The sequence below is a fragment of the Vibrio ziniensis genome (assembly GCF_011064285.1).
Classification (GTDB): Bacteria; Pseudomonadota; Gammaproteobacteria; order Enterobacterales; family Vibrionaceae; genus Vibrio; species Vibrio ziniensis.
Genome location: NZ_CP049332.1, coordinates 1,138,776 through 1,150,785, shown reverse-complemented (window position 1 = coordinate 1,150,785; position 12,010 = coordinate 1,138,776). Strand labels below are relative to the sequence as shown.

General features: G+C 43.0%; 9 protein-coding genes. 4 read left to right on the top strand and 5 right to left on the bottom strand.

What is annotated here, in order from left to right:
- The first annotated feature begins 119 nt into the window (after positions 1–119).
- From G5S32_RS20150 to G5S32_RS20135, 4 genes are all read left to right on the top strand, one after another.
- Positions 120–545, top strand: a complete 426-nt coding sequence (locus G5S32_RS20150) for a hypothetical protein (protein WP_165313923.1) — start codon at positions 120–122, stop codon at positions 543–545.
- Between the two features lie 169 nt (positions 546–714).
- The gene (locus G5S32_RS20145) at positions 715–1,596 is read left to right on the top strand and encodes a LysR family transcriptional regulator (protein ID WP_165313922.1); all 882 of its coding nucleotides are present in this window, start codon (positions 715–717) and stop codon (positions 1,594–1,596) included.
- Positions 1,597–1,728: 132 nt separating this feature from the next.
- Entirely contained in the window at positions 1,729–2,826 is a 1,098-nt protein-coding gene (locus tag G5S32_RS20140; RefSeq protein ID WP_165313921.1) for an alkene reductase, read from the top strand.
- A 194-nt stretch (positions 2,827–3,020) separates the two neighbouring features.
- A complete protein-coding gene (locus tag G5S32_RS20135; RefSeq protein WP_165313920.1) occupies positions 3,021–3,458 on the top strand; it encodes a GNAT family N-acetyltransferase in 438 nt (145 codons plus the stop codon).
- Between the two features lie 67 nt (positions 3,459–3,525).
- On the opposite strand, the gene G5S32_RS20130 is transcribed toward G5S32_RS20135, so the two are convergent.
- The 5 genes from G5S32_RS20130 to mqo all read right to left on the bottom strand — a co-directional run bounded on the left by G5S32_RS20130 (position 3,526) and on the right by mqo (position 11,879).
- On the bottom strand, positions 3,526–4,704 hold the full coding sequence (locus G5S32_RS20130; RefSeq protein WP_165313919.1) for a dienelactone hydrolase family protein: 1,179 nt from the start codon (positions 4,702–4,704) through the stop codon (positions 3,526–3,528).
- A gap of 177 nt (positions 4,705–4,881) precedes the next feature.
- Positions 4,882–7,944 carry an ammonium transporter gene (gene amt, locus G5S32_RS20125; RefSeq protein ID WP_165313918.1) on the bottom strand — a complete coding sequence of 1,021 codons (3,063 nt, stop codon included), beginning with the start codon at positions 7,942–7,944 and terminating at the stop codon, positions 4,882–4,884.
- Between the two features lie 333 nt (positions 7,945–8,277).
- Positions 8,278–9,105: an alpha/beta hydrolase family protein gene (locus tag G5S32_RS20120; RefSeq protein ID WP_165313917.1), complete on the bottom strand. Its 828-nt coding sequence runs from the start codon at positions 9,103–9,105 to the stop codon at positions 8,278–8,280.
- A 42-nt stretch (positions 9,106–9,147) separates the two neighbouring features.
- Complete coding sequence (locus G5S32_RS20115; RefSeq protein ID WP_165313916.1) at positions 9,148–10,047, bottom strand: alpha/beta hydrolase; 900 nt, start codon at positions 10,045–10,047, stop codon at positions 9,148–9,150.
- A gap of 227 nt (positions 10,048–10,274) precedes the next feature.
- Positions 10,275–11,879 (bottom strand): malate dehydrogenase (quinone), encoded by a 1,605-nt coding sequence (gene mqo, locus G5S32_RS20110; RefSeq protein WP_165313915.1) that lies wholly within the window; start codon positions 11,877–11,879, stop codon positions 10,275–10,277.
- Positions 11,880–12,010: the final 131 nt, after the last annotated feature.

Here is a 12,010-nt window from a genome sequence, read left to right as displayed (position 1 = left end):
ACCATTCGCTGCTCACTCAATGGATTGAAAATCTAACGCATTTTGTTACGGTATTTGTGTTCTACACACTTTGACCTTCACTTATTATCACAGCGTTACATATTTCTCTGAGGTTAAAAATGAAGAAGTCGCTAATATCGTTAACGGTTATGTTTGCTTTAGTGGGGTGTGATGATGCCAATAAAGTGATTGATCAAGCACAAGCAGTAGCGAACAAAGCGGTCGATGGTTTGCAATCGAAAGCGGAATCGTTTGATCTTAAAAGTTTGAATCTCGACGTATTAGGTGATGCTACGCAAAGAGCGAAAGAGTTCACTCAATCCATTAATGATCTGATGAACACTGAGCTTGGTGACCAAGAAGCAATTTCGAAAGTGACGCAGCAGATCTCTAACTCTTATTACTGCTTGGTTGAAGCCTCATCAGAATCAACGGCAGAAAACCTGCTCGATAAGATTGTCTCTTCCGTAAAAAACGATCAGATGTTGGCGATAATCGAAAAAGGTGTAGGTAAAGCCTCCACAATCAAAGAGTGCGTTATCTAACGTTGCACAAATATCTAATTCTTCAACCCCAGCGTCGAGCAATATAAATAGAGGTTGGGTTTCGTTATCTTCATTCCGCCCATTTGCCGAAACTCCGATTTTGTTTTGAACTTAAATTGGCTATTATCGCCAGACTAATTTTGTCAAATTTGCAATAAACGGACATTTAATGCTTACGCGCTCCGATGATTTAGAAATCCTAGTTAACGTGGTGGATAATGGCAGCTTTTCGCAGGCTGCCGATGTTATGGGGGTGCAAGTCGCTAAAGTATCACGTGCTGTCAGTCGGGTTGAGAGGCAACTTGGTATTACGATACTTAATCGAACCACTAGACGTTTAGAGCTGACCGAAGAAGGAAAGCGTTTTGTCGACTCTGTTCGTTCGGGTTTGCAACACCTGCGACAAGCAGAGGAAGATATTTCTCTTGGTAGCGATCTACCAAGAGGCAAATTGCGTGTAGATGCCGCCAGCCCTTTTATGCTCAATCAGCTAGTGCCACTGATTAGAGAGTTTAGCGAAGCATATCCCGATATAGAATTAGAACTAACCTCAAATGAGGGCTATGTTGACTTGCTTGAAAAGCGCACTGATGTTGCGATCCGAATCGGTCGTTTGCCGGATTCTACGTTACATTCTAGTTTCTTAGGTAAAAGCAGCTTATTTGTTGTCGCCGCGCCAGAATACCTTGCAAGGAAAGGGATTCCCGTTACGCCAGAAGAACTTAAACAGCATGACATTATTGGTTTTACGACTCCAAGAAGTCTGAATGTTTGGCCAGTTGAAGGCGTTGACCATATCGAACCAACGATTGCCTGTAGCAGTGGTGAAACCGTGCGTCAGCTTGTACTTGCAGGTAATGGCATCAGTTGTTTATCAGGCTATATGGTAAAGCAGGATATCGCTGAAGGGCGCTTAATCGTGTTACTAGATTCCTATCGCAAAGAGTCGTCAGACCGAGAATTGATTAACGCGGTTTACTACAAATCGTCGCAAGTGGCTCGACGTATTTCGGCATTTATCGACTTTATCAAACCAAGATTTACGCTGTGATATAAAGGTTTACCCAGCGGTTATTTTTGTAGAAATTGCAAAAATGTTTTGTCCTTTCGTTGATTAATCACCACCAAGTTCATTGATAGAATCTGACCAACATAAAGCATTCACTTTCCAGTTGGGGATATTATGACTGACTCATTATTTCAACCACTTCAAGTAGGTCGTTTTCAGTTAGCAAACCGTATTGTTATGCCACCGATGACTCGCTCACGAGCGACTCAACCAAACGACGTAGCAAATGACCTTATGGCAACTTATTACGCGCAACGTGCTGGAGCGGGTTTGATTGTCGGTGAAGGTACACAAATCGCACCAAATGCGAAAGGGTATGCATGGACTCCGGGTATTTACAGCGATGAACAAATTGCAGGTTGGAAGAAAGTAACCGATGCAGTACATGCGAAAGGTGGTGTTATCTTCGCTCAGCTTTGGCATGTGGGTCGTGTTACGCATCCTGATAACATTAATGGTGAGCAGCCAATATCTTCCTCTGCAATCAAAGCGGATGGCGTAAAAGTGTTTATAGATAACGGCACTGATGCTCCGGGATTTGTTGATACCGCCATGCCGCGAGAAATGACACAAGACGATATCAATTTAGTGATTAATCAGTTCCACCAAGCAGCAAAAAATGCTCTATTGGCAGGTTTTGATGGCATTGAACTGCATGCTGCCAACGGCTATTTGGTGAACCAGTTTATTGATTCTGAATCGAACAGTCGTACAGATATGTACGGTGGTAGCTTGGAAAACCGCTTACGTTTTCTTGATGAAGTGGTTGAGACACTATGTGATGCGATTGGTGCTGACCGTGTTGGTGTACGTTTGGCTCCGTTGACTACGCTCAATGGGACAGTCGATGCGAACCCAGAAGAGACGTATGTAGCTGCCGCGAAAGTGCTCAATAAATACGGTATTGCGTATTTACATATCGCAGAAGCGGATTGGGATGATGCACCTCTTATGCCGATGACGTTTAAACAGGCGTTACGTGAAGCTTTTGCTGGCACACTGATTTATGCGGGCAAATACAACGTTGATAAGGCGGTACAAGCTCTGAGTTCAGGTGTTGCGGACATGATAGGCTTTGGTCGCCCATTTGTATCCAATCCAGATCTGCCTGAGCGTATAAAAAACGGTCAACCATGGGCTACGCACGATGCGAACACTTTGTTTGGTGGAGCAGAGAAAGGATTAACCGATTACCCAACGTTTACTGAATAAGCCAAAGTATGTTGAATAAACCAAGGTCTGTTGAATAAACAGCGGTGTATTGGATAACGGCAATGCGATTAAAAATAGAACCTCTTTATTGAGGTTTTATTTTGTCTAAAATTTGTTGCTAGCCTTGTTCGTTATTGCTTTGGCCTATCTAAGCTGTCATGTTTGAAGCCCCTATGACGAAACAAGGAACGTTAATGAATTTTGATATTGCCACTGCTAGCCAAGAAGACTCAAAACAGATTGCGCAGTTAACATCAGAACTGGGCTACTTTGTTAACGCGGATGAAACAGAAGATTGGTTAGCACAACTTAACGCGTCGCCAATGCATGGTGTGTTTATCGCAATCAAAGATAGCTGCGTTTGTGGATGGTTAGCGGTAGAGAAACGCTTGTTCCTTGAATCTGGATTAAAAGCTGAAATTACGGGTTTGGTGGTAGGGCATGATTATCGCCGGTTAGGAATCGCACAGGCTTTGGTCGAGAAGGCTCAAGAGTGGGGCGTAAATCAAGGACTAGAGAAGATCGTCGTAAGATCCAATATCGAAAGAAAAGAGTCCCACGCGTTTTATCCCAAGGTTGGATTCGAAAAAAGTAAAACGACACACGTTTACGTAAAAGACTTAAGCCGTTAAATAAGAAAAGAGCTAAAGGGAATCTTTAGCTCTTTAAAATGGAATGTAAATCTACGGCAACATTAGGTTAAAGGCCGAACTGTTTATCCAGCCAATCGAATGATTCCTTTTGCATGTCTTCAGTGAAGGTGTGTCCTTTATCTTCCCAGATTTTAGTTTGCAATTTGTCTTCAACATTGTTCGCTTTCCATACCGCATGCATGGTGCTAAATGCTGACTTAACAGCGTCTACTGGGAACAGTTTGTCTTGACCACCTGCGTATACCAGCATCGGTTTTGGAGCAGCCAGTGAAGCAATATCAGGGTAATCTAAGTATCGAGCGATGTATGGGTGAAGCATTGAAAACGCGGATTGACCTTTAAGCTGGTTGTTACCTGGAACCATTAAACCTTTCATTGTTCCCATCCAACAATCCACAATACTGGCTGTAATAGAGTCGGAGAGCGCTGCTAATTGCCAAGAGCGAAATGCACCCATAGAAAAGCCAATGGACGCAACGCGAGTTTTATCGACTTTTGGTTGGCTTGCGAGAAACTCTGAAGCTCGAACATCTTCCAAAGCGATAATGCCAGCAAATGAAGTTCCTAAGTTAAATAGGTTCGATGCTAACGCTTGTTGCGAGTTGGTAGCGAACTCTGGTACAGAACGATCTCCCCAGCCCAATGCATCAATCGACAGTACAACGTAGCCACGTTTAGCGAGTTCATCCCCCGGATATTTACCAGAGAAGAATTTATCGGCCCATGCTTGTGATGAAGCCAGACGAGCTTCGTCATTCCAAGTTTTAACAAACTTCTCTTTACCGATATCAAATTTACTGCCGTGATCGTGTAAGAAAAGTGCAGCAGGGAAAGGACCGTCACCTTTAGGTACTAACATTAACGCTAACACTCGGCTTTCATCGCTGATATTGAATACTACTTTTTGTGCAACGTATGAACCACGGTCAACTTCATCAATAACCAAAGGATTAAATGGAGTGTTGTCTTGATACGGAAGAAGCAGTTCTCGTGCTTTTTCTAATCCTTGAGTGCGCCATTGTTCTGGAGTGAGTTGGTTCTTTTCCCAGCCCATAGAGAAAGGCATGCGCTCTTTCAGTTTTTCATAAAACAGTGGGAATGTCCGTTCAGCGCTATCAAACGCTTGCGTCTGATAATCTGGACCGTTGGCAGCATCGGCATATGACAATTGTGGTGACAGAGCTAAAACAGAGGTTAGCAGAGTAGCAAAAATAGCGGGCTTCATAACCATCCTTATTATTAAAATGAAACGACGGTTTAAAATACACGCAGCGCTATTTCTATATCGTTAGATTAATCACAAATGTGCATATGCTTAATGGGAGTCATTGAAAAGGCGAACGTTATCTCACTTTTACACGAGGAAACCCCTCTGCGTAGATCGGCAGAGGGGAGAGAAGGATCAAGCATTAATGAAGGCGTGGTGTAAGTTGCCTTCAAGTAAGGCTTCTACATCGCTTTGTCTCAGAGGTTTATAGAAGTAATAACCTTGGAAATATTGGCAGCCATTTTTGAGAAGAAAATCAAGCTGTTCTGCAGTTTCAACACCTTCTGCAATGGTCACAAGATCTAAGTTATGCGCAAGACTTATGATGGTTGAACAGATTTTTCCATCTTCCTGAATCGTGTGGCATTCATCAATAAACGACTTATCAATTTTAAGGATGTTAATTGGTAGACGTTTAAGATAGTTCAACGACGAATAACCTGTACCGAAGTCGTCAATTGAAATGGATATGCCCAATTCTTTTAGCTGCGTCATTACTTCAATTGAGCGATTAATATCGGTTACCAGTACACCTTCGGTAATCTCTATTTCAATCCAACGACCATCAATGTCGAACTTGGTTAATTGGCTGCGTAGTGTTGGAACGAACTCATCGCTCAGCAGGTGTTTGCCGGAAATGTTTATAGAGATTGGAACTAACTCTGAACCTTCGGCTTTGAGCTTGTGCAAAAAGGTTAGGACCGTCTGAATGACTCGTTCGCCCAGGGTAATGATCAAGCTTGATTCTTCTGCGATGCCTATGAATACAGGAGGAGATATAAATCCATCGGTTTCATGTTCCCAGCGACTGAGTGCTTCCAGCCCGATGATGTGGCCTTTCTCGGTAACTTTTGGTTGGTAGACAAGATAGAAACGTTCTGAATTGAGATCTTCTTTTAGAGCTTGTTCATAATGGAAATCTTGGCGTGCGCGCAACGCCATTTGGTCATCAAAGAACTGGTAGTTATCGCGCCCAAGTATTTTGGCTTGATACATAGCAATATCAGCTTGCTGAATGAGCTTGTCTGCTTCGATTTCGGCATTGTGTGTCATGCTGATGCCAATACTGGTCGGAATGTTCAGCGTTTGGCCTGCAAGTTCTATTGGCTGGCGCATGACATTGAGAATTTCGCTAGCTTTATTGTCAGCAATTGACAGGTTGATATCTCCGCGCATCAGGATAATAAATTCATCGCCACCCCAACGAGTGATGATGTCCGCCTGGCGAGTAACGCTACTTAGCCTTCTTGCTACTTCACACAGCAGCTCATCACCAGCTTTGTGACCCATAGTGTCGTTAATACGTTTGAATTTATCCAAATCCAAAAAGAATACGATGATGGCTTGGTCAGAACTGCTTAAATTATTGAGATAGGTTTTCATCTTCTCAACGAGATAAGTCCGGTTGTATAGACCGGTCAACGGGTCACTATAAGCAAGTTGTTTTAATTTGGCTTCTAACTTACGTTGACGTGTCACATCGCGAATATTCAACACGTATTCGCCTTTGGTTTGATCCAGTTGCTTAGAGTAGGTAATCGAAATCTCGGCGGGGAATTCGTTGCCTCCTGTACGCTTCAACTTCAGATTGTTACGACGGTTCAGCAATAAGCCTTCTGGGAGCATAAAACCGTGCTCGAGACTGTCAGAAAAACGCGAGTGAGATTGCTCTGGAACAAAAGTCTGGATAAAACTCTGTCCTTTGGCTCGTGATGCTGAGCTGTCGAAAGTTCGTTCTGCCGAGGAGTTGAATTCTAAGATGGTTCCTTTCAAATCTAAGGTGACAATGCTGTCCATCGAAGAATCCAAAATAGCACTTTTACGCAGTTCGCTAGTTTGGTAATTATCGATTGCTTCATCTCGGGCAGAGATTTCAGTCTGTACCCGTTTAATAACTTTATTGTATTGAGTGGCGACGAGACCAACTTCGGTAAACGGGTGCTCAGGAACAGGCGAGGAGAAGTCGCCTTTATCTTGCTGATGTTTCATAGAGGTTAGTAGGTCTAAAAGCTCTGTCGCGGCGTGATGCTCAGCCACGTTCATACCTTGCTCTTCATCTTCTTGGGTAACACGTAATGGGCTTATGTGGTTTATTACTTTCGCTGCGATAAATCCGATAACCACACACCAAGCACTCATACACACTATGCCGAGTAGCTGAATTTCAATTTGTTCAGTACGGGTTAAACCTGTGCCTATTTTGTCTAGATCACCTATCAGACCCACTGCAAGAACGCCCCAAATACCGGTGAACAGGTGAGCGGGAACGACACCCAGTGCGTCATCTAAACGTAGTGAGTTAATCCACTTTTCACCGAAGAACACAATGCAGCCAGAAACTAAACCAATCAGCGTAGCGCCAATGGTGTCAACCACATGGCAACCTGCAGTAACACCGACTAGCCCACCAATAATACCGTTGAGTATCAACGAAACATCAAAGTGGCGGTGGTAATAGTAGTGAATGACAGAAGCCGTCACGCCACCCCAAGCAGCCGCAATACAGGTATTAAGAATAACCATGGGTACTTGAGCATTAAAAATTAAGGTACTGCCGCCATTAAAGCCGAACCAGCCAAACCAAAGTAGCAGAGTTCCGAGAGCAGAAAGCGGGAGATTGCTACCTTGTGGAAGTGTCACTCCCTGATCAAACCGACCAATACGTGGTCCTATGATCATAATGATTACTAAAGAGAGCCAACCACCAACACCATGAACTACCATTGAGCCCGCGAAATCGACAAAACCTAAAGATTGTAACCAGCCTGGGTTATCAGGGTTAAAGGCACCAGCCCAAGCCCAATGACCCGTCACTGGATAGATGAGGGAACTTAACACCGTTGCGATAAGTAAATAGCCTTTGAAAGACATTCGTTCAGCAACCGCACCAGACATAATAGTTGTTGCTGTACCGCAGAACATAACTTGAAAGAGAAAAAAGCTAGTATCCCAAGGATTTTCGACGTTATTGAAAACGGATGGAAAAGGATTGATGAAGCCGTAATAGCTTTCACCAAACATGAGCGAAAAGCCGAACAGCCAGAAAATAATGACTGAGATGATAAAGTCAGCAATATTTTTTGCTGCAACGTTAATACTGTTTTTACTGCGAATTCGGCCGCTTTCGAGACATAGAAAACCTGCTTGCATTACAAACACTAGTAATGCCGAAGTTAGCAGCCAAAAGTAGTTATCCATAACCACTATTCCATCTAATGCTAATCGTTCAATGGCATGAAGCTACATGCGTTTTGTGAGTATTCGATCGCGAGCAGCAACACTTCACATATTTATCAATAACATATAAAACAATGTACGCATTAGCAACACAAATATAATCAAAACAGATATTTGTTTTCCTATAAAGTAGAAATAAGTACCGGTAATTTATTGGTTACAAATTGTGGTAAGATAATAAAGTTAAAGCACCAGCTCTATTTAGCAGGTGCTTTAAAATCGATTGCTAGTAAAGATGATGAGCCTAGCAAGCAGAGTCACTTGTCATTTTGACTGAACCATACGCGGTAACGTTCAGATATCAACCAATAATTTTTCTAACCACTTCTCTGCAAGTAAGTGCCACTGAGCATGTGTGCCATGTTTCTCTCTTAACGCAAAACCGTGTGGTGCATCGGGATAGATATGAGCTTCGACATCACTACCATAGACTTGTGCTGTCTTTATTAGGTTAAGAACATGATCAATTGGCACTGCTTCGTCATGGAGAGCGTAAGCTACAAATAAAGGAACCGCTGGTACACCATGGGACTCAGATGCAATACCGATTGGCCATGCGTCATAAAAATTCTGCTTTTCGACAGGGGGGTAATCAGGTTTACCTTTAGGTGATTTGTATTTACGGTGATTAGCATTAATTGGTGCATATGTAATAATTGCACCTACAGCAGATAACGGCGCATTTTGGCATGCCATTACTCCTGCTGTATGTCCGCCCGAAGAAAGTCCCACATGAATAAGCGGCAATCCTGTACGTTTTTTAAGGAAATCTAAACAGGTTAGTCCATCTCGTAAGGCGATATCAAAGCTATTAATACTTCCATCTTTGTTGACTGCGCCCGGTAGTCGATGGGTAACTACATAAGCATCAATGCCTATATTGTTAAGCCAATGCGCGATTTCGACGCCTTCTTTGTCATGAACCAATTGCAGATAACCTCCACCACCAAACACTAAAGCTTGAGCTTTAGCGGGGTGTTTGGCTTTAAAGTAATGAAGTTCTAGCCTTGATATGTGTGCATAAAACCGATCTGGCCAATCGCCGAGAAGCTCATTGGGTGCACCGTCTGACAGCACAAAAGTTTCTTCGGGTAAGATAGGCTCGTTAACTGGAAAATGCATATCAAATCCTTCTATAGCTAGTATTAGTTTGAATAGGGCTTATTAGTGAAAATGGCGTTTGACCCAAATGTCGAACAGCTGTGGCCAGGCTTCAACAGGTAAACCTATGGTGTCTCGAATACCAAAGCCATGACCACCATTTTCGAAAAGGTGAATCTCAGTCGGCACTTGATGGGTTTTCAATGCTTGCCAAAAGACAATGCTGTTTTCCACTTTTACCGCTTTATCATCACTGGCGTGGACTAGGAAACACGGTGGTGTTCGTGAAGTAACATTGGTTTCTGTTGAAAATGCAATCAATGAATCTTCATCCGGAGAAGAGCCTAGTAGTTGCAGACGGGAGCCAGGATGCCCGATAGTTTCATCCATAGATATAACAGGGTACATCAGTGAGAAGAAGTCTGGTCTTGCACTGATCAATTCCAAATCATCGATACTTTCGTATGTTTCCATCTCAAAACACGTGGCTAAACTTGAAGTAATATGACCTCCAGCAGAAAAACCGATTACGCCTATATGTTTTAATCCCAAAGAGGCAGATTGGGAGCGAATAATCCTCATCGCTCTCTGCGCATCAGCAAGGGATACGCGATTTCCTTCTTTGTGCCCATCAGCAGGCATGCGATATGTCATGACAAACACGGTGTAGCCTTTTGAACTGAGCTTAATGGCTGTATCGACGCCTTCTTTATCAAACGCTACTCTTTTGTAGCTTCCGCCGGGAATTAGCAGTACGCCTATACCATTTGGTGTTGTTGAAGGTACAACCATGATTTCAGGATGGGTGATTTTCGATATTTCTCGCTCCATTGGAGCATATGTAGCGTTGTTATATGTAAATTGCGGTGTTATAGAGGGAGAAGCAGGAGCATGAGGCCAAATTGAAAGTACGGAATATTGTGGAAACCACTCCTTCACAGAACGAAACGTGTAAATTGACATTGCTACAGCCTTAAAACCTAACATAACTGAAAGCGCAATCTTGCCATTTTAAAGAATTTGTAACCTTGGAAATTAAGCCAATTCGACTCGAAACCGATTCATTTTTTAATGTCGGATTTAAACTAGTTCACAGAATGCAAAGGTAACCATAATTAAGAAGAATACGACTATAAAAAAAGCTAACACATACGAGAGTATGGTTAGCTTTTTATCGATGTAGCTACTGCTTAAGCGATCGTTGCAAACACTTGTTGCTCTTGCTCTTCAAGCTCCTCTCGTGCTGAACGAACTTCAACAAGATCTTGTGAAAGCTTGAGAACTTTACTGGTGTTAAGCAAAATCTCTTGGTTAAGCTCTGGATGTTCATTAAGCGTTAGTCCATAAGAAGGTATCATCTGCTTAATTTTCACTTGCCACTCATCTGTTGCCATGTGTTCGGCAAAACAGCGTTGTAAGAGTTCGATCATAACTGCCGCAGAAACTGACGCACCAGGTGAAGCACCCAGTAATGCAGTTAGGCTGCCATCAGCTGAGTGCACGAGTTCTGAACCAAGATGGAGTTCACCACCTTTACCTGGAACTTTTTTAATGATCTGAACACGTTGACCTGCTTGCCACAGCGTCCAATCTTCAGATTTTGCGCTAGGGAAGAACTCTCTAAGCGCTTTCATACGATCTTCATTGCTTTGAAGCAGTTCACCAACCAGATACTTGATCAAATCGAAGCTCTTAAGACCAACCTGCGTCATAGGAAGTAGGTTTGAAGGTGTCACGGAACCGAACAGATCTAACAAAGAACCTTCTTTTAGGAACTTGCTAGAGAAGCTTGCAAATGGGCCGAAAAGAACGACTTCTTTACCATCAATGAAACGTGTATCCATATGTGGAACTGACATTGGTGGAGCACCTACCGCAGCTTTACCGTACACTTTTGCTCGGTGCTGTTTAACAATCTCTGGGTTCTCGGTTACAAGGAATTGTCCGCCAACAGGGAATCCGCCGTAGTTGCGTGATTCTGGGATGCCAGACTTCTGCAATAGTGTTAGCGATGCGCCGCCAGCACCGATAAATACGTACTTGGTATGAACAGTGCGAGAAGTGTTATTTACCAAGTCTTTAACAGTTACCTTCCAAGTACCATCAGACTGGCGATTCAGTGTTTTCACTTCATGCTTAGTGCTCAACGAAAAGTTTTCATTCTGGCTGAGTATGTCAATCATGTGGTGCGTTAACGCACCGAAGTTTACATCTGTACCAAAACGAGAGCGCGTGGCAGCAATTGGCTGGTTTTCGTCACGATTTTCCATGATTAATGGAGCCCATGACTTAATTTGTTCTTTATCTTCAGAGTAGATCATGCCATCGAACAGTGGCGAACTACGAAGCACTTGAAAGCGTTTACGCAGGAAATCTACGTTGTTCTCGCCAGTCACAAAGCTCATGTGCGGCACACTATTGATAAAGGTGCTCGGATCTTTGATAAGGCCTTCCTGAACCAAGTAAGCCCAAAATTGACGAGAAAGTTGGAATTGTTCGTAGATATCTACCGCTTTACCCATCTTAACTTCACCATCTGAAGTTTGGGGAGTGTAGTTCGATTCTGCTAGGGAAGAATGACCAGTACCTGCATTATTCCATCCGTTGGAGCTTTCTTCAGCGACTTTATCTAGTCGCTCAAACATTTGAATAGACCAATTAGGTTCCAATTGTTGGATAAAGGTACCGAGCGTTGCGCTCATGATACCACCACCGATTAAAACCACATCGACCAGTTTGTCAGCAGCATTAGTACTAAGCTGGTTGAATCCTTTTTGACCAGTTACGTTACTCATTTTTGGGCCTAAATCTCTCTAAATCGCAAACATTACAAGTGCTTATCTATGATTAATTTTCTACAGCCACCGACACTTTTACGCTCAATATTTTATTTATGTTTTGTGTATGAGCATTGCCTGTAGAAAAC

What these genes read in the sequence shown, in the direction of transcription:
- G5S32_RS20115 (WP_165313916.1), bottom strand. Translation starts at nt 10,047, where the DNA reads ATGTCAATTTACACGTTTCGTTCTGTGAAGGAGTGGTTTCCACAATAT.
- G5S32_RS20150 (WP_165313923.1), top strand. Translation starts at nt 120, where the DNA reads ATGAAGAAGTCGCTAATATCGTTAACGGTTATGTTTGCTTTAGTGGGG.
- G5S32_RS20140 (WP_165313921.1), top strand. Translation starts at nt 1,729, where the DNA reads ATGACTGACTCATTATTTCAACCACTTCAAGTAGGTCGTTTTCAGTTA.
- G5S32_RS20120 (WP_165313917.1), bottom strand. Translation starts at nt 9,105, where the DNA reads ATGCATTTTCCAGTTAACGAGCCTATCTTACCCGAAGAAACTTTTGTG.
- G5S32_RS20135 (WP_165313920.1), top strand. Translation starts at nt 3,021, where the DNA reads ATGAATTTTGATATTGCCACTGCTAGCCAAGAAGACTCAAAACAGATT.
- G5S32_RS20130 (WP_165313919.1), bottom strand. Translation starts at nt 4,704, where the DNA reads ATGAAGCCCGCTATTTTTGCTACTCTGCTAACCTCTGTTTTAGCTCTG.
- mqo (WP_165313915.1), bottom strand. Translation starts at nt 11,879, where the DNA reads ATGAGTAACGTAACTGGTCAAAAAGGATTCAACCAGCTTAGTACTAAT.
- G5S32_RS20145 (WP_165313922.1), top strand. Translation starts at nt 715, where the DNA reads ATGCTTACGCGCTCCGATGATTTAGAAATCCTAGTTAACGTGGTGGAT.
- amt (WP_165313918.1), bottom strand. Translation starts at nt 7,944, where the DNA reads ATGGATAACTACTTTTGGCTGCTAACTTCGGCATTACTAGTGTTTGTA.